The organism is Stenotrophomonas sp. CCNWLW162, from assembly GCF_037203745.1.
Classification (GTDB): domain Bacteria; phylum Pseudomonadota; class Gammaproteobacteria; order Xanthomonadales; family Xanthomonadaceae; genus Stenotrophomonas; species Stenotrophomonas maltophilia_AQ.
Genome location: NZ_JBBCBL010000002.1, coordinates 553,958 through 570,875, shown reverse-complemented (window position 1 = coordinate 570,875; position 16,918 = coordinate 553,958). Strand labels below are relative to the sequence as shown.

Genomic DNA, 16,918 nt, shown 5'->3' with positions numbered 1-16,918 from the left:
GCGTTGCTCAGGCGGTGGGGCGGCCGGTGTGCGGGGTCTGGATCAGTTCGGACAGATCGAAGCCCTGCAGGCGGGCCGCCGCCAGATAATGGTCCTGCACGGTCGCGTCCAGGCGTGGCTCGCGCGCCAGCAGCCACAGGTATTTTCGGTCCGGGCTGCCGACCAGCGCCACGCTGTAGTCCGGAGCAACCTGGATCACCCAATAGTCGCCCTTGGCGAACGGCAACCAGCGCAGGCCCTTGGGCAGGAAGCTCACCTCCAGCCGCGCGCTGTCGTTGTCGACGGCACAGGCCTCGCCGGTGGCTTCCTCGACCTCGCCGTCCATACGGCAGCGGTTGGTGACGCCGACGTTGCCGTTGTCGAGCAGCGTGTAGTGCGCCGACACGTCGGTGCAGCCCTCCGGTTCATGGCGCATAGGCAGGCGCGCGATCTCGTACCAGGTGCCCAGGTAGCGCGGCAGCTTGAGGTCGGCAACGGTCTTCAGCGGCGGGTGATCGGTCATTGGCGGTCGTTGCAGGGGGGGGCCTCCACGATGCCGATGGCCTTGCCATGGGCGGGTGAAGCCGGGGCGATGGCCGTGTCCAGAACGTTCCGTCGCCCCGACGGAGCGCCCGTTGTCACCGGCGCGGCGGTATCCTGCAGCCAGCGCCGTGTTTTCCTGATCCAGACGAGGTGGAGGTGCCGATGTACCAGGTGATCCTGTTGAAGAGTGAATCCGCGTTCGCACGCGAACAGTGGCCGCAGGTCGATGACCTGGTGGACTACGAAGGCGTGGCCTACAGCCTGCGTGCCGGCCCGCGCCAGCCGCTGCCGACCGACCACGACTGGCACCCGGTGGCGGTGTATGCGCCCGATGAGATCACCGAGGAAGAGTTCCAGGACTGGTACGCGCTGCAGCAGCCCACGGTGGAAGAGCTGCGCCTGAAGTACTGATGCTCGACGCTGCCGGGGCCGCCCATCCGCCCTTTACCGGCTCTGCCGTATAGTCGCGCGCAGGCGCGGTGGTCCGCGCGAACCGGTGTGGCTGGCTTGTCTTCTTTCCTGCGATCGATCCGTGCACGAGGGCCCTGGTGGGTCCTGATGCTGTGCTCCGCCCTCCTGCTGTCCGCGCCGGTGCTGGCACAGGATGAGGACCTCACGCCAAAGCAGCAGTTGGCGCAGATCGAATCCAGCCTGAAGGAGATCGACCGCAAGCGCGGTGATGCTTCGGCCATCGAGACACTGGCCATGTTGTCCGAGAGTGCCTCGCAGGCACGGCGAGACGCTGAGGCGCTGGAAAAGGAGCTGCAGCCACAGTTGGTTCGCCTCGACGAACAACTGGCGCAGTTGGGTACGCCTGCCGAGGGCACTACCGAGCCGCCGGAACTGGCGGCGCAACGGCGCAGCATCACCAAGCAGCGGGACGGACTGGCCGCGTCGGTAGCGCAGGCCAAGACCAGTGCCGTGCGTGCCCAGCAGCTGGCGACCGACATCGACCAGCAACGCGTCGCGCAGCGCACCGAAGAACTAGGGCAGAAGGTTGCCTCGCCGTTGTCTCCCGCGCTGTGGAGCAAAGTTGCCGAGCGCCTGCCGATCGATATCGCACGCGTTGCGCCGTTGGCCGAGCAGGGGCGCGATACCTTCGTCGCCGGCATCCGGGCCAATGGCTGGGGCACGCCGTTGCTGGGCCTGGTGGCTGCACTGGTCATGATGTTCCCGCTGCGGTTGTGGCTGCGCCGGCTGGGTCGTCGCTTTGCTGCGTCCGAGCGTGCACCCGATGGCCGCCTGCGGCGTTCTGGCCTGGCCATGTGGCTGCTGCTGGTGGGGACACTGCTGCCCGGCTATGCCGTGGTGGTACTGATGGCGGCGCTGGACGCCATCGATGCCATCGCGCCGCGCCTGCAGGTGGTGGCCGACGGCCTGGAGACGGCTACCTTCCGCGCCGCCTTCATCGCCGCGCTCAGCGCCTGCATGCTGGTTCCCAAGCGTCCGTCGTGGCGGTTGCTGAATCTGGATGACACCGCCGCACTCAAGCTGCGCAAATACGCCTGGGGTGCGGCGGCGCTGGCCTGGCTGAGCACGGTGCTGGTCGCCCTCGATCAGGCCACACGTACCAGCGACGTCACCACGGTGGCGCTGGATGGCCTGATTGCGCTGACCTACCTCGGCCTGATCATGGCCATGCTGGTGACCCTGGCGCGCCTGCATCGCCGGCAGACCGCCGAGGCCGAGGCCAAGCTGGAGGCGCAGGCCGATGGCGTGGGTGCGGCCACGGCGGTGCGCCGCAGCAGTTGGCTGGTATTGGCACGCGTGGCGGGCAACATCGCTGTGGCAGCGGCCATCATCGCCACCCTGCTGGGCTATCTGAACTTCGCCAAGTTCGTGAACCAGCAGTTGATCGGCGGCAGCATCGTGGTGCTGGCGGCGACGCTGCTGTTCAAATTCGTCGATGACCTGAGCACGTGGATGCTCAATGCCGACAGCAAGGTTGGCCAGACCATTCTGCTCAGCACCGGCCTGAGCGTATCGCGGCTGGAGCAGGCCGGCGTGCTGCTGTCGGCGGTTCTGCGTACCTTCGTGGTGCTGATCGCGCTGCTGGCACTGGCAGCGCCGTTCGGCAACATCGGCTCGGTCGTTGAACGCGTGGCCTCGCTGGCCAACGGCATCCCGATCACCAAGGACCTGACGCTGCAACCCGGCCGCATCGCCATTGCTCTGCTGGTGATGCTGGTCGGCCTGGCGGTGACCCGGCTGCTGCAACGCTGGCTGACCGACACCTATCTGCCCAAGACCGAGCTGGACCTGGGGGCGCGCAACTCGATCAGCACCATTGCCGGTTACGTCGGCATCATCCTGGTGGGACTGTGGGCGTTGACCGCCATGGGCCTGAACCTGAAGAACCTGGCGCTGCTGGTCAGCGCGCTGTCGGTGGGTATTGGTTTCGGCCTGCAGGCGATCATCCAGAACTTTGTCTCGGGCCTGATCCTGCTGGCCGAGCGCCCGGTGAAGATCGGCGACTGGGTGAAGCTGGGTGACCAGGAGGGTGACATCCGCCGCATCAACGTGCGTTCGACCGAGATCCAGGTGAGCGACAAGTCGACGCTGATCGTGCCGAACTCGGAACTGATCACCAAGACCATCCGCAACATGACGATGGGCAACAACCAGGGCCGCATCCAGATCCAGTTCGCGGTGCCCACCAGCACCGATGTCGGCAACCTGCGCCAAGCGTTGCTGGATGCGTACACCGCGCACACCAACGTGCTGAAACAGCCGGCGCCGACGGTCTACATCGACAGCATTGCCGGTGGCCAGATCACCATCAACAGCTTCGCGTACGTGGCCAGCCCGCGGCAGGTGTATGCGACCCGCAGCGATCTGTACTTCAGCCTGCTGCAGATCCTGGCCGAGCGGAACATTCCGCTGTCGACCCCGACCGACATCCACATCACCCGTGATCCGCAGGAGTAGGGGTTGTTCTGCAGGGCTGCGCCCTGCACCCGCTACGAGCCGGAGCAACAGCAACGGCAACAGCGTGCATTCCGTGGGATGGCGGGGCGGTGTCGGAGTGCGGGGACGCCGTAAATCCGTCCATGCGGCTGACACCCCGCACTCCGACACCGCCCCACCTCTGACAGATTCCTGCGGCTGTCGGTAGGTGTCGACCTTGGTCGACACGTCTGTCAGATATCGAAATCAATCTGACCCCAAGAGTATTTCCGACAGATCGCGGAAAACTGTCGAAGGCGGGGTGGGTCCGGTTGCGGGAGTGTCCGCGGCATGGATGCCGCGGCCAAGCCCCCATGGATGGGTTTACGGCGTCTCCCGCAACCGGACCCACCCCGCCATCCCACAGAATGCACGCTGTTGCCGTTGCTGTTGCTGTTGCTTCGGCGGGTGCAGGGCGCAGCCCTGCAAAGAAACCCCTACCCTCGTGGCCGGCTGCGCGACGGCACCAGTGCGAACGTGTCCACCGCCAGCTTCTCCGCATGGTTCAACCACGCGCGGATCTCCAGATCATCTACTTCGTGGTCCAGCCCGAATGACACGTTGATCTTGCCGTTGGCATCGGGCTGCACCCACTGCTGCGCCAGCACCACCTTGCGCTGCGAGGACACCGCCTCGATCCAGAAGCCGCGATCCGGGCGCGTGCTCGCCACCAGCTGCAGCATGTACTGGCCGGCACGGGTGCGGCGGCCCTTCTGGGTGATCATGTGCGCCTGGCGCACGCTCGGGCGCGGGCCCTGGAACGCATCCAGCGGTGCATCCACCGCGATGCCGCCACGCAGATCGTTGTCGCGGTACAGCTTGATGCCGTTGTCGCGGTTGACCAGCAGGGCGCACCAGTCACCGTCGGCTGAGCCATCCTCGAATGCGGTGCAACGGTCGACGTAGGCCAGGGTGTTGTCCGGGTTGGCATCATCGAACTGGCGCGAGGTGTTTTCCAGATACACGGACTTCAAACCCCAGTCCTTGTCGTACTCCAGCAACACCGGTGGCTGCACGTGCTGCAGGCCCACCACCACCTGGTCATCGCCATCAATCTTCAGCTCGCGGGTCGGTTCGCCCAGCCACAGTGAGCGGGCGAAGGCCAGGTACTGCGGATAGTCACGGCCGCCATCGCGCTGGGTGGCTACGCTGGCGCTGGGCGCGCGCTGGGTATCGATCAGTGAACGGCCGAAGCCCATCGTCTTCAGGTTCGGGTCAAGCAGGCTGAGCAGGGTCGCACCCGAATCCAGGGTGGTGCCGGCATCGGCGCTGAGCTGCTGCGGGGCAATGCCATCGCCAAGGAACAGCAGCAGGTTCTCGCGCTTCTGCCGGGTCAGGATATGGGTCAGATCGTTGGGCATCGCCAGATGGTCGGAAGCGATCACGATCAGCGTGTCCTTGCCGTACGGGCTGGCCTGGATGCGCTGCACCAGCTGCGAGATCAGCCGGTCGCTGCACTTGAGCGCGTTGAGCATGTTGATGTTGCCGTACTGGCTCTGGTAGCGCTCGCCCTTGCACGACACCGGCAGATGACCCGCCGGGTGGTGGGTGTCCATGGTCAACGTGGTCAGCATGAACGGCGAACCGGCGCGCGAGAGCTGCTCGAAGCGCTGGTAGGCGGTATCCAGCAGCACGTCATCGTGCACGCCCCACGCCGAGTAATGGATGCGGCCGATCTTCTTCTGCTGCTTGAACCACGCCAGGTCATGCACTTCATCGAAGCCGTGGCTGGCCAGGAACTGGCCCTTGCCAGCGAACTGGCCGTTGGCACCACCCAGGTAATGGTTGGTGTAGCCCTGCTGCTTGAGGTAATCGCCCAGGCACACGGCCTTGGGCAGGAAGCTGCCCATGCGGTCCATGCTGTTCTCATCACCCTGCGAGGTGGTCAGCGGCACGCCGCACATCGATGACACCAGGCCGGCGATGGTCCAACCGCTGCCCTCAGCGGAGGCAAGGCCGCGCACGTCCAGCGACTCAGATGCCAAGCGGTTGAGGTTGGGCATCAGGCCCGGGAAAGCGCTCTCGTCCAGATAGGTACGTTCCAGGCTTTCGCCGTAGATCCAGACGATGTTGCGCGGACGCTGCAGCGGCTGCGTCGGCACCTGGTACTCGGGGGCGATGCGGGCGAAGTCGACCGGACGCAGCTGCTGGTACAGGCGCTGGCCGTCGCGGGCCAGCGGGCTGATCATGATCGCGGCCACCCACACGGCCGCGAAACCGGCGAACAACGCGCCACCGTGGCCGGGCCGGCGCCAGCGCTTCACCCGCGTCGCGAACAGCGGCAGCAGCGAGACCAGCGCCAGCGCGATGAAGCCGGCGATATAGCCCTTGAAATCGGAGACACCGGCGCCTTCCATATCGGCGCCGAGGTGGTACAGGGTGGCGGCATTGAGCCCATCACCGGAGAGTTTGTCGATCAGCCACCATGCGCTGAGCATGAGCAGCAGCAGCGAGAGTGAACCGGCCTTCCACCACACCCATTTGCCGGACGCGAGGAACAGCCAGCACAGCAGCAGCAACGACAACAACAGTATCCAGAGCATAGGCAGCTTCGGCAGTGACGGGATGTTGATGGACGTCGTACCGACGCGTGTCCATCCGACCGGCGCTGTCGCAAGCACATACACATGACAGGCCGATGACCCGATAGTGCATGCACGAACCTGACTGAAATGTTTGTTGAAATGACGCGCGCGCAATCGCGTTCAGAAGGTAAAACGAGCGTGAAAGGGTTCGTTGGATTGCATTAAAAACCGCATGAATACGGATGTTTTCATTGATGCGCTAGCGATGCCCGCGTTCTTCGCGCGCCCGCGCACGACGATCGAACAACAACGCGCTGGTAACGATGCCCAGCCCGAGCACCACGCCGATGAACAACAGAATCAGGGCGATGAGCGGGTAGCCGAACAGATGCCAGCCGGTGTCGATCTTCATCATCATTGCCGCAGCCATGATCAATGCCGCGCTGATGATGCCGGCCGCCACGCGGTTGGCGATCTTCTGCAGGTTTTCCATCAACCGCGATTCTTCCAGGCCGGTCACCTTCATCTGCAGGCGGTTCTCGGCCAGCAGCGCCATGATGTCCGACAGCTTGCGCGGCCCATCGCGCAGCAGCTGCTGCAGCTCCATCGCCTCGCTGGCGAGGTTGGCGGCAGACAGCGATTTCTTCAGGCGTGCGCGCATCACGTGCTGCAGCTGGCGCTCGACGATGCGGCGGGTATCCAGGTCCGGTGCCAGCAATCGGCATACGGTTTCCAGATTGAGCAGGGCCTTGCCCAGCAGGCTCAGCTCCGGCGGCGTGCGCAGGCCGCAGGCGGTGGCGATGCGCACCAGGTCCAGTACCACGCGGCCTTCCGAGAAGCTGCCACTGGCGGCGTAGCGCGCAATCAGCTGGCCGGTCTCGCGCAGGTAGCGCTCTTCGTCGAATGCCTCCAACCGCGTGCTGATGCTGATCAGGTCGTCGGCCACTTCTTCGCCACGGCCATCGACAGCGGCGAACAGGATCTTCAGCAGCCGCTCGCGCAGGCGCGGCGGCATGTGCGCGACCATGCCCAGGTCGAAGATCGCCAGCCGTCCATCGGGCATCACCCGCAGGTTGCCAGGATGCGGGTCGGCATGGATCTCGCCATGCACGAAGATCTGGTCCAGGTAGCCGCGGATCAGCGCCGCCGCCAGCGGGTCCATCGATTGTTCGGTGCGGCGGACATCGGGAATCGCATCCACGCGCACGCCGGTGGCCAGTTCCATGGTCAGCACGCGCTGACTGCTGTAATCCCACAGCGGCTGCGGTATCCACAGGCGGCGGAACGGCTTGAGATGGCGGCCGAAACGGGCCAGGTTCTCGGCCTCGGCGTGGTAGTCCAGCTCCTGCATCAGGGTCTTGGCGAACTCGTTGAGCCAGTCGCGCAGGCGCACCCGACGACCGACCTGGGTCAGATGGTCGGCGGCCAGCGCGAAGCTGCGCAGTGCCTCCAGGTCCGAGCGCAGCTGAGCAGCGACCTCGGGTTTCTGAACCTTCACCGCCACCTGGCGGCCATCGTGCAGCACCGCGCGATGCACCTGCGCGATCGAGGCACAGCCCAGTGGCTCGGGATCGAACGCGGCGAACAGCTTGTTCACCGGCGCGCCCAGCTCCTGTTCGACGATGGCATGGATGCGAGCGACCGGAATCTCGGCCACCTTTTCCTGCATGCGCTCCAGCGCCGTAGCAAACTCCACCGGCACCATGTCCGGTCGCGTGGACAGCATCTGGCCCAGCTTGACGAAAGTCGGCCCCAGGGCTTCCAGGTCGCTGACGAACTGTTCCGGGTTTCCGTCGGCGGGCACGTCGGCCTGATTGCTGGCGGCGTCCAGGTTCATGCCCGAGAACACGCCCGAATGGCGATAGCGCATCAGCAGGCGCAGGATCTGGCTGCGCCGGTTCATGCCCTTGACCAGCGGAGGGTTGCCATTGGTGGTGGGCGGATTGCTCAAGCGGAACTCCCATGCGACGGATACAGGTAGAGCCGGCCGCTGGCCGGCAATGTCCGGAACTGCGCGGTTGCCGGCCAGCGGCCGTCACTACCGGATTCCGCAGTGTCGCCGGGGGGCGGTAGGCATGCAGTGAATCCGACCGCTTCCGCAGTCGCCCCGGTATCGGTCAGAATCCGCTCATTCCCTCACTTGGACGCCCCATGGCCGGTGCCAGCCTGTTCGCCCTGCTCGACGATATCGCCTCCCTGCTCGACGACGTCTCGGTCCTGACCAAGGTCGCGGCGAAGAAAACCGCCGGCGTGCTGGGCGACGACCTTGCACTGAACGCGCAGCAGGTGACCGGCGTCAACGCCAACCGCGAACTGCCGGTGGTGTGGGCGGTGGCCAAGGGCTCGCTGGTGAACAAGGTGATCCTGGTGCCAGCGGCGCTGGCGATCAGCGCGCTGGAAGCCTGGCTGCACAGCCGCGGCTGGAACGTGCCGCTGATCGTGCCGCTGATGATGATCGGCGGCGCCTTCCTGTGCTTCGAGGGCGTGGAGAAGTTGGCGCACCGGTTCCTGCATTCCGCCGATGAGGACGCCGAACACCAGGCCGAGCGGCGCAAGGCGCTGGCCGATGCGCAGGTGGACATGGTCGCGTGGGAAAAGGACAAGGTGAAGGGCGCCATCCGCACCGACTTCATCCTCTCGGCCGAAATCATCGTGCTGTCGCTGGGCGTGGTTGCCACGGCGTCGTTCATCAACCAGGTCAGCACCCTGGTGGTGATCGCGCTGGCGATGACCGTGTTCGTCTACGGGCTGGTCGCCGGCATCGTCAAGCTGGACGACCTGGGCCTGTACCTGTCGCGCAAGGGCGCGGCGCTGGCGGCAGTTGGCCGCGGCCTGCTGGTGTCGGCCCCGTGGCTGATGAAGTTCCTGTCGGTGGCCGGTACCGCGGCGATGTTCCTGGTCGGTGGCGGCATCCTGGTGCACAACGTGCCGGCGCTGCACCACGCGGTGCAGGCGCTGGGCGGTGAAGGCCAGTGGGGCTGGCTGATCAGTGCCGTGGCCAACATGGTGGTCGGCATCATTGCCGGTGCGATCGTGCTGGCGGCGGTGACCGGGTTCCAGAAGCTGCGCGGGAAGTAAGCAACGGCCCTTTGTCCGGTAGAGGCCGACCTTGGTCGGTGCTTTGTTTCCCGCGTGTGCCAACCAAGGTTGGCACCTACCGAAGCAGTTTCAGGTGTGCCGGGAAACTACCCTGCCTGCACCCGGTTCTTGCCCTGCCGCTTGGCCGCATACAGCGCGTCATCGGCGCGCCGCAGCAGGGTTTCTATATCGTCGCCGGGCTGCCATTGCGCCAGTCCGGCACTGAAATGCACTGGTACGCGCCGATCCTGTACGGTCAACACGCGGTGCGCCAGCGAGCGCTGCAGGCGCTGCACGGTGGCCATGCTGTCGGCACCCTGGGTTTCCGGCAGCACCAGCACGAACTCGTCGCCACCCAGCCGCGCGATGCCGTCGGTGGCGCGCAGCAGCAGCTTGCACACAGACACCAGGTGCTGCAGCAGCGCATCGCCACCGGCATGGCCGTGCGCATCGTTGGTCTGGTGGAAATCATCCAGGTCGATCACCGCCACGCCCAGCGGTGAGTTGTTGCGCGTGGCGCGGGCCAGCTCGCGCTGCAGCAGTTCGTCCAGGCCGCGGCGGTTCAGTGCCTGGGTCAGTGGATCGATGCGGGCGAGGTCGCCGGCCGCGCGCAGTTCCTGCTCAAGCTCGGCGATGCGCTGCTCGGCACGTTCCACTTCCTGGCGCGCGCTGGCCAGATGATCGCGCGCCTGCGCGGCCTGCTGCTGCACCTTGCCGGTATCGCGCATCACTTCCTGCAGCAGCTGGTTGAGGTCGGCGATGCTGCGTGCCTCGCGCAGCTGCAGTGCATAGCTGCCGATGCGATCGTGGTACTCACCAGTGCTGGTGGCCATGCCATCCATGCGCTCGATGAACTCACCCATCAGCCCGCGCATCGCCGCCTTCGAATCGTCGATGCCCTGGCGCAGCAGGCCCTGCTTGTAGATCACTTCGCGCAGTTCGGCGCGGGTGCGCTCCACCGCTTCGGCTTCCAGCGGTCCGTCCAGCAGGTGGCGCACTGCGGCGATCTGGCCCTGCAGCCAGCTGCGGTCGTCCAGCAGTTCGCTGACGTTCTCCAGCAGCAGCGCGAACAGCTCAAGCAGCAGCGCCTGCTGCTCCTGCCAGCTCTCGGCACGCACGCCGACCTGGTGGCCGAGCTCGCGCACGCCCTGTTCGATCGGTTCCAGCGCCGTGCCCGGTTGCCACTGGCGCAGCTGCATGGCGAGCGTCTGCGCCTGCTCGCGCAGGTCCGGATCGTGCTGCAGCAGGGCCACCACCGCGCCGCCCAGCAGCAACCGCAGCTGCTCGGACAGGCGCAGGCTTTCGGGCTGGCCATCCGGCGAATGCTGTTCGATGGTTCGGATGTACTTGTCGATCAGCTGCCGCATCGCGCGCCCGTAGCGCGGCCAGTCGGCACTGGCCTGCGCCGACTGCAGGCGGTCGCCCATGTCGCCCAGTTCGCCGGGCAGGGTGGCCATGCCGTTGGCGAACGCGGCCAGCAGTGGTTCCGGTGCATCGGCGCCGGCGAACAGCTGCTGCAGGGCCACGCCGCCACCGCCCTGCAGCACCACGCGGTCTCCCAGCCCGTCATCCACCACCGCGCGCACGCGTGCCGGCGGCCCAAGGGCGGTACCGGGGGCAGGGCGGTGGTCGGGCTGGTCCGTCATGGAGCAAATCCTGGGGGCTGGCAGGGACTGGTTCCAGCATATCGGCGCGGCCGCCGACGGCTTGAACGGCTAGGATGGGCGACAGGATGCCGCAGTGGAGGTGGTGATGCGCGTGATGTTGCTGGGGGCGACCGGGCTGGTGGGCGGGCTGACCCTGCGCAAGCTGCTGGACGACCCGCGCTGCAGTGTCGTGGTCGCTCCCACCCGCCGCCCGCTGGGCATGACCCACGGGACGCTTGAGAACCCGGTCCTGGCCTTCGATGCACTGCCCGCCGCAGCCGAATGGGCCCGCGTGGACGCGGTCATCTGCGCGCTCGGCAGTACCATTGCCCAGGCCGGCAGCCGCGAGGCCTTCCATCGCATCGACCATGACTACCCGCTGGCGTTCGCCCGGCTGGCGCGGGCGCAGGGAGCACAGACCTATGTGCTGAACTCCGCAGCCGGTGCCAACCCGCAGTCGTCGATCTTCTACAGCCGGGTGAAGGGTGAGCTGGAGCATGACCTGCGCGCGCTCGACTTCGCTTCGCTGACGCTGGTACGTCCAGGGTTGATTGGTGGCGAGCGTAACGAGGTGCGCCGCGGCGAGCGTTTCGCATTGACGGTACTCGGCGCACTGGGGCCAGTACTGCCACGGGCGTGGCGGATCAATCCGGCCAGCGAAGTTGCCAAGGAACTGGTCGAGGCCGCACTCGCCCCGCACCCGGGTGAACACGTAGTGGCATCGAGCGCACTGGCCGGCTGATGTCGCGTGCGCTGCGCCTGACCCAGCTTCAACAGTTGCTCCGCCGCCATCGGCGGCCGGTGGCCGGACAGGTGCTGGCCGAAGCCCTGGGCATCAGCCTGCGCACGCTGTACCGCGATATCGAGACCCTGCGCGAGCAGGGTGCCGACCTGCGCGGCGAGGCCGGCGTCGGCTACCAGCTGGCACCGAGCGATACCCTGCCGCCGATGACCCTGCCGCCCGCCGAGATCGATGCGCTGGTGCTGGGCCTGCGCTGGGTTGCGGCCCGCACCGAACCCGCGCTGGCCGAGGCCGCACGCGATGCCCTGGCGCGCATCGCGCATGTGTTGCCTGCCGCGCGTCGCGAAGCGCTGCGTGACAGCGGCCTGCGCGTGGGTCCCTCGCGTGCGGCAGCCAAGGTACCCGCTGCGCGCCTGCAGGCTGTGCGCGAAGCGGTGAGCGCGCAACAACGACTGCAGTTCGGTTACCAGGATGCGCAGGGCCAACGTACCGAGCGCATCGTCTGGCCGTTCGCGCTGGGCTACTTCGATGAAGTGCCAATGCTGGCGGCGTGGTGCGAAAGCCGCGAGGACTTCCGACATTTCCGCTTGGACCGCATCCGCCAGGTGCGCGTGCTGGAGGATCGCTACCTCGTGCCACGCGCCACCCTGCTGCGGCGCTGGCAGAAGGCGCAGGGCATCGCACTGGATTGGTTGGACCGCTCGTAGCGCCGGGCTTGCTCGACTGCTTCCGCGCTTCGCTTCCTGCTTCTGGGGGAGAGCGACCTTCGCTCTTTGCTCCTGGTAGGGGTCGAGCTTGCTCGACCGCCTTTGATCTTCGCGAACAGCAGTCGAGCAAGCTCGACCTCTACCAGAGCAAGGGCAACAGCAGTCGAGCACGCTCGATGCTACTGACAGAATCTGTCAGCAGGCCCGTACCACCATGACCGCTCCCAACCACGGAGCTTTCCCATGTTCACGCCCAGCACCCTGCTGCAGTACGTGCGCGACGTCGCCACCAGCGCCACGTTCTACAGCGGCATTCTCGGCAAACCACCGGTCGAGCAGTCGCCTGGCTTTGCCCTGTTCCTGCTCGGCGATGGCGCCGCACTGGGCCTGTGGCAGCGCGATGACGTGCAGCCGCCGGTGGATGCGCAGGCCGGTGCCGCCGAACTGGCGATGGTGGTGGCCAATCCTGATGAAGTGCGGCAGTTGCACGATGCCTGGCGCGCACTCGGTGTGCAGATCGCGCAGGCGCCGGTGACGCTGGAATTCGGCCACACCTTCGTCGGGGTCGACCCCGATGGTCACCGGCTGCGTGTCTACAGCCGCGCCGAGGGCATGGTCGCGCGCGATTGATCCTCCCCTGACGCAGAACAACGGCGAGCCCACCGCAGCGACAGGTCGTTCAGTAGATCCACGCCATGCGTGGATGGCGCGCGATCCAGCAGGCACAAAAAAACGCCGGGCAGTGCCCGGCGTTCTTTCAACACATGTGCCAACCAAGGTTGGCACCTACCGATCAGCTGGCCAGTGCCAGATCGTCCATCATCGCGCGCAGGAAGCGGGCCGCTTCACCACCCGTGGCCGCGCGGTGGTCGAAGGTGACCGACAGCGGGATCACCTTGTGCGCTTCCACGCCGCCCATCACCGGGGTCATCTGGTGGCGGGCACGGCCGGCGCCGACGATGGCCACGCACGGCGGTACCACGACCGGGGTCGCGTAGCGGCCGGCGAACATGCCGAAGTTGGACAGCGAGATGGTGTAGCCGCTCAGTTCCGAGGCGGCGATCGAACGCGATTCCACCTGCTCGCGCAGGCGGTTGACGCCTTCGCGGATGCCACGTGCATCGAGCATGTCGGCATTGCGCAGCGCCGGCACGAACAGGCCGTCGTCGGTGTCCACGGCGATGCCGATGTCGACCTGGGCGTGCAGGGTGCGGGTCAGCGCTTCACCGTCGAACCAGGCGTTCATCGCCGGCACCTTCTGTGCGGCGACCACGATCGAACGCACCAGGCGCGCGGTGACGTCGTTGCCCGGCAGCCAGGCGTGGATGTCGGCGTCGTCGTTCAGCGTGGTCGGCACCACCTTGCTGTGCGCATCGGCCATCACGCGCGCCATGTTGCGGCGCACGCCCTTCAGCGGTTCCGGCTGGCCCTTGGCGACCACGCCCGGCGGCTGGGTACGCATCGGCTTGCCGGCAGCAGACAGCGGGGTGCGCGCTTCGCTCTGCACCGGGGCAGACACCTGCGCCGGGGCCGGCGTGGCATAGGCGGCAGCAGCGGCTGGAGCCGGAGCGGCACCGATCTTTGCGCTGCCATCCGCAGCTGCCTGCTTGACGTCGGCCATGGTCACCGCGCCATCGGCGCCGGTGGCGCGTACGCGGGACAGGTCCACGCCCAGCTTGCGCGCGGTGGCACGCACGGCCGGTACGGCCTTGACGCCACCGACGGCCAGCGCCTGCTCGGCGTGCACGGCGTTGGAGCTCTGCATCGCGCCGACCACGGTGCCGGCGTCATCACGCTCGGCGGCGGCGGGCTTGGCGGCGGCGGGCTTGGCGGCTTCGGCGGCCACCGGTGCGGCAGCGGCCGGCAGCGGTGGCGGGGTCGGGGTCGGTGCTGCGGCAGGTGCGGCATGACCGTGGCTGTGGCCGGTGTCCTGGCCATCGGCGCGCTGCGGCAGGTTGGGGTCCAGCTCGAAGCTGGCCAGCACCGAGCCGGTCGGGATGATATCGCCGGCGGCGCCGGACAGCTTCAGCACCGTGCCGGAGAACGGCGAGGGCACTTCGACGACGGCCTTGGCGGTCTCCATCGAGACCAGCGGCTCGTCCAGCTTGATCACATCGCCTTCCTTGACGAACCACTCGACGATGGTCGCGTCCGGCAGGCCTTCGCCCAGGTCGGGCAGGTTGAAGTTCTTGGTCTGGCTCATTTGCAGTTCTCTTCCAGCAGTTCCAGTTCGCGGGCCGGCAGCCAACCCGTCGCGCCATTGGCGCGCTCGGACCACCACCACCCGCCGTGTTCGTGATGAAGCTTCACCATCTCGCCGCTTTCCACATCCAGCTCGCGGGCGTCGTAGTCGCACAGCGCTTCGGCGCGACCCTCGTCCAGCAGCTGCAACCAGGCGATGGGCGCCCATCCAGCGCGCCCATCGTTGGTGCGTACCCAGGCAAACGCCGGCCATTCCTCGTCACGGACACCTACTTCGACGATCTGGCCGGTGCGGAACCGGAGCGGGTTGGGATACTGGCTGCGGTAAGCCCCCAGGAGGCGGGCCCGCATGTCAGCCGGCCGCCACCGCGCGCTTGGCCGCAGCCACGATCCGCTCAACGCTCGGCAGGTACTTCATCTCCAGGCGGAACAGCGGAATGTGGGTGTCGTAGCCAGTGACGCGCTCGACAGGGGCCAGCAGATCGTAGATCGATTCCTCGGCCAGACGCGCAGCGATTTCGGCGCCGAAGCCCGCGGTCTTCGGGGCCTCCTGCACGATCACGCAGCGGCCGGTCTTGGCCACCGATTCGGCGATGGTGGCGAAGTCCAGCGGACGCAGCGTGGCCACGTCGATGACTTCGGCACTGATACCTTCGCCGGCCAGCTTGTCGGCCGCTTCCAGCGCTTCCTTCACCTGCGCGCCCCAGGTCACCAGGGTCACGTCGGTGCCATCGCGCAGCACGAAGCAGACGTCCAGCGGCAAGGCTTCGCCGTCGTTGACGACCACTTCCTTGTACTGGCGGTAGATGCGCTTGGGCTCCATGTAGATCACCGGATCCGGCTCGCGGATCGCGGCCAGCAGCAGGCCATAGGCACGCTGCGGCGACGACGGCAGCACCACGCGCAGGCCCGGCACGTTGGTGAAGATCGCCTCATTGGCTTCGCTGTGATGTTCCGGTGCGCGGATACCACCGCCCCACGGCACGCGCAGCACCATCGGGCAGTGCAGGCGGCCACGCGTGCGGTAACGCAGGCGTGCGGCGTGGCAGACGATATGGTCGACCATCGGGTACATGAAACCGTCGAACTGCGCTTCGGCCACCGGCTTCATGCCCTGTGCCGCCAGACCGATGGTCAGGCCGGCGATGGTGGTTTCATCCAGCGGGGTGTCGAGGATGCGCTCGGAGCCGAAGCGCTGCTGCAGGCCGGCGGTGGCGCGGAACACGCCGCCGTTGACGCCCACGTCCTCGCCCAGCACCAGCACCGACGGGTCGTGCTCCAGCTCCCAGGCCAGTGCCTGGGTGATGGCTTCGATCAGGGTGATGGGGGTGGTGGTCATGCTCTGTTCTCCGCGCGCGACGGCGGCGCTGTCAGCGGCGTTGGTGTGCGCGCCGGGCGCGCCGTTCTTGATCTCATCCATGGCGCTTCTCCAGGGCGATCGCCTGGGCACGCTGGGCCAGCAGGTCCTGCGGCGGATCGGCGTAGAGGAAATCGAACATCGCCTCGACCGGCTGCACCGGCGTGTTGAGGTACAGGTTCACTTCCTCGTCCACGCGCGTGCCGCACTCGGCGACCCAAGCGGTTTCCTCTTCCTCGCTCCAGACGCCGGCGTTGATCAGGTACTTGCGCAGGCGCAGCATCGGTTCGCGCTGCCAGGCATCCTTCACTTCGGCGTCGTCGCGGTAGCGGCGCGCGTCATCGGCGGTGGTGTGGTCAGACAGGCGGTAGGTCATCAGTTCCAGCACAGTGCCACCGTCGCCGGCCAGCGCACGTTCGCGCGCCTGCTCCATTGCCGCCAGCACCGCGATCAGGTCGTTGCCGTCCACCTGCAGGCAATGCAGGCCGCCGGCCAGGCCCTTCTGTGCCAGCGTTTCGGCACCGGTCTGGGCCGAACGCGGGACCGAGATGGCCCAGCCGTTGTTGACGATGCACAGGATCAGCGGCAGCTTGTAAGCGCCCGCCGAATTCAGTGCCGCGTAGAAGTCGGTCTTGGAGCTGCCGCCGTCGCCACACACGGCCACCGCGATCTGCGGTTCCTTGTTGAGCTTGAACTTCAGCGCGGCGCCTGCGGCATGCAGGCACTGGGTGGAAATCGGCACGCAGAACGGGAAGTCCTTGGCCGCGTTGCCGCCGTAGTCGTTGCCGCGCTCGTCGCCGCCCCAGTACATCAGCACATCGTGCGGGCGCACGCCACGCATGAACATCGCGCCATACTCGCGGTACGAAGGCGCGAACACGTCGTCCTTCTGCATGGCGGCACCGATGCCCACGTGCGCGGCTTCATGGCCCAGGCAGGCGGCATAGGTGCCGAGCTTGCCGGTGCGCTGCAGCGCGATGGATTTGCTGTCGAACGTACGTACGAACAGCATCTGCTTGAACAGCGGCACCAGGACCTTGGGGTCGCGCAGCGACGCGGGCAGGTCATCGCGGACGAGCGTGCCGTCCGTGTCCAGGTACTGCAGGTATTCGATCTTGAATTCAGCGGCAACCGTCATTGCGTACTGCACCTTCGACAGAGAAGTTACAAATGATATGAATCGCCATGTTAAG

The 16,918-nt window shown here is 66.8% G+C and carries 14 protein-coding genes; 6 read left to right on the top strand and 8 right to left on the bottom strand.

What is annotated here, in order from left to right:
- Nucleotides 1–7 precede the first annotated feature (7 nt).
- Complete coding sequence (locus V9K93_RS07600; protein ID WP_136639270.1) at nucleotides 8–502, bottom strand: lipocalin family protein; 495 nt, start codon at nucleotides 500–502, stop codon at nucleotides 8–10.
- A 182-nt stretch (nucleotides 503–684) separates the two neighbouring features.
- Between V9K93_RS07600 and V9K93_RS07595 the strand changes: the two genes are divergently transcribed.
- Both V9K93_RS07595 and V9K93_RS07590 read left to right on the top strand, forming a co-directional pair.
- Nucleotides 685–933 (top strand): hypothetical protein, encoded by a 249-nt coding sequence (locus V9K93_RS07595; protein ID WP_006399378.1) that lies wholly within the window; start codon nucleotides 685–687, stop codon nucleotides 931–933.
- A 147-nt stretch (nucleotides 934–1,080) separates the two neighbouring features.
- Nucleotides 1,081–3,450, top strand: a complete 2,370-nt coding sequence (locus tag V9K93_RS07590) for a DUF3772 domain-containing protein (RefSeq protein WP_337302292.1) — start codon at nucleotides 1,081–1,083, stop codon at nucleotides 3,448–3,450.
- Between the two features lie 455 nt (nucleotides 3,451–3,905).
- Here V9K93_RS07590 and V9K93_RS07585 read toward each other — a convergent pair whose 3' ends face one another.
- Nucleotides 3,906–6,011 carry a phosphoglycerol transferase I gene (locus V9K93_RS07585; protein ID WP_295380032.1) on the bottom strand — a complete coding sequence of 702 codons (2,106 nt, stop codon included), beginning with the start codon at nucleotides 6,009–6,011 and terminating at the stop codon, nucleotides 3,906–3,908.
- A gap of 241 nt (nucleotides 6,012–6,252) precedes the next feature.
- On the bottom strand, nucleotides 6,253–7,944 hold the full coding sequence (locus V9K93_RS07580; protein ID WP_208043613.1) for an ABC1 kinase family protein: 1,692 nt from the start codon (nucleotides 7,942–7,944) through the stop codon (nucleotides 6,253–6,255).
- Between the two features lie 200 nt (nucleotides 7,945–8,144).
- Here V9K93_RS07580 and V9K93_RS07575 point away from each other — a divergent pair, with 200 nt between their 5' ends.
- Nucleotides 8,145–9,071: a DUF808 domain-containing protein gene (locus V9K93_RS07575; RefSeq protein WP_046984841.1), complete on the top strand. Its 927-nt coding sequence runs from the start codon at nucleotides 8,145–8,147 to the stop codon at nucleotides 9,069–9,071.
- A 107-nt stretch (nucleotides 9,072–9,178) separates the two neighbouring features.
- Here the strand turns inward: V9K93_RS07575 and V9K93_RS07570 are convergent, their stop codons facing one another.
- The gene (locus V9K93_RS07570) at nucleotides 9,179–10,717 is read right to left on the bottom strand and encodes a diguanylate cyclase domain-containing protein (protein WP_046984840.1); all 1,539 of its coding nucleotides are present in this window, start codon (nucleotides 10,715–10,717) and stop codon (nucleotides 9,179–9,181) included.
- A gap of 106 nt (nucleotides 10,718–10,823) precedes the next feature.
- Here V9K93_RS07570 and V9K93_RS07565 point away from each other — a divergent pair, with 106 nt between their 5' ends.
- The 3 genes from V9K93_RS07565 (at nucleotide 10,824) to V9K93_RS07555 (ending at nucleotide 12,796) form a co-directional block, all read left to right on the top strand.
- The gene (locus V9K93_RS07565; protein ID WP_211195206.1) at nucleotides 10,824–11,459 is read left to right on the top strand and encodes a Rossmann-fold NAD(P)-binding domain-containing protein; all 636 of its coding nucleotides are present in this window, start codon (nucleotides 10,824–10,826) and stop codon (nucleotides 11,457–11,459) included.
- Nucleotides 11,459–12,166: a helix-turn-helix transcriptional regulator gene (locus V9K93_RS07560; RefSeq protein WP_337302291.1), complete on the top strand. Its 708-nt coding sequence runs from the start codon at nucleotides 11,459–11,461 to the stop codon at nucleotides 12,164–12,166. Before V9K93_RS07565 ends, V9K93_RS07560 begins: the two co-directional genes overlap by 1 nt.
- Before the next feature lie 243 nt (nucleotides 12,167–12,409).
- Nucleotides 12,410–12,796 carry a VOC family protein gene (locus V9K93_RS07555; protein ID WP_337302290.1) on the top strand — a complete coding sequence of 129 codons (387 nt, stop codon included), beginning with the start codon at nucleotides 12,410–12,412 and terminating at the stop codon, nucleotides 12,794–12,796.
- A 163-nt stretch (nucleotides 12,797–12,959) separates the two neighbouring features.
- On the opposite strand, the gene V9K93_RS07550 is transcribed toward V9K93_RS07555, so the two are convergent.
- From V9K93_RS07550 to pdhA, 4 genes are read right to left on the bottom strand one after another with little or no spacing between them, the layout of a single operon-like run.
- A complete protein-coding gene (locus V9K93_RS07550; RefSeq protein WP_337302289.1) occupies nucleotides 12,960–14,369 on the bottom strand; it encodes a dihydrolipoamide acetyltransferase family protein in 1,410 nt (469 codons plus the stop codon).
- Nucleotides 14,366–14,719: an SH3 domain-containing protein gene (locus tag V9K93_RS07545; protein ID WP_012512332.1), complete on the bottom strand. Its 354-nt coding sequence runs from the start codon at nucleotides 14,717–14,719 to the stop codon at nucleotides 14,366–14,368. Before V9K93_RS07545 ends, V9K93_RS07550 begins: the two co-directional genes overlap by 4 nt.
- 1 nt (nucleotide 14,720) lies before the next feature.
- A complete protein-coding gene (locus V9K93_RS07540; protein WP_006474353.1) occupies nucleotides 14,721–15,788 on the bottom strand; it encodes an alpha-ketoacid dehydrogenase subunit beta in 1,068 nt (355 codons plus the stop codon).
- Complete coding sequence (gene pdhA / locus V9K93_RS07535) at nucleotides 15,781–16,863, bottom strand: pyruvate dehydrogenase (acetyl-transferring) E1 component subunit alpha (protein ID WP_295380023.1); 1,083 nt, start codon at nucleotides 16,861–16,863, stop codon at nucleotides 15,781–15,783. The genes V9K93_RS07540 and pdhA overlap by 8 nt, the downstream gene beginning before the upstream one ends.
- Nucleotides 16,864–16,918 lie beyond the last annotated feature (55 nt).

Bases quoted from the DNA above. Each gene is read 5' to 3' on its own strand.
- V9K93_RS07550 (WP_337302289.1), bottom strand. From the start codon at position 14,369: ATGAGCCAGACCAAGAACTTCAACCTGCCCGACCTGGGCGAAGGCCTG.
- V9K93_RS07555 (WP_337302290.1), top strand. From the start codon at position 12,410: ATGTTCACGCCCAGCACCCTGCTGCAGTACGTGCGCGACGTCGCCACC.
- pdhA (WP_295380023.1), bottom strand. From the start codon at position 16,863: ATGACGGTTGCCGCTGAATTCAAGATCGAATACCTGCAGTACCTGGAC.
- V9K93_RS07595 (WP_006399378.1), top strand. From the start codon at position 685: ATGTACCAGGTGATCCTGTTGAAGAGTGAATCCGCGTTCGCACGCGAA.
- V9K93_RS07575 (WP_046984841.1), top strand. From the start codon at position 8,145: ATGGCCGGTGCCAGCCTGTTCGCCCTGCTCGACGATATCGCCTCCCTG.
- V9K93_RS07590 (WP_337302292.1), top strand. From the start codon at position 1,081: ATGCTGTGCTCCGCCCTCCTGCTGTCCGCGCCGGTGCTGGCACAGGAT.
- V9K93_RS07565 (WP_211195206.1), top strand. From the start codon at position 10,824: ATGCGCGTGATGTTGCTGGGGGCGACCGGGCTGGTGGGCGGGCTGACC.
- V9K93_RS07585 (WP_295380032.1), bottom strand. From the start codon at position 6,011: ATGCTCTGGATACTGTTGTTGTCGTTGCTGCTGCTGTGCTGGCTGTTC.
- V9K93_RS07600 (WP_136639270.1), bottom strand. From the start codon at position 502: ATGACCGATCACCCGCCGCTGAAGACCGTTGCCGACCTCAAGCTGCCG.
- V9K93_RS07570 (WP_046984840.1), bottom strand. From the start codon at position 10,717: ATGACGGACCAGCCCGACCACCGCCCTGCCCCCGGTACCGCCCTTGGG.
- V9K93_RS07560 (WP_337302291.1), top strand. From the start codon at position 11,459: ATGTCGCGTGCGCTGCGCCTGACCCAGCTTCAACAGTTGCTCCGCCGC.
- V9K93_RS07545 (WP_012512332.1), bottom strand. From the start codon at position 14,719: ATGCGGGCCCGCCTCCTGGGGGCTTACCGCAGCCAGTATCCCAACCCG.
- V9K93_RS07540 (WP_006474353.1), bottom strand. From the start codon at position 15,788: ATGGATGAGATCAAGAACGGCGCGCCCGGCGCGCACACCAACGCCGCT.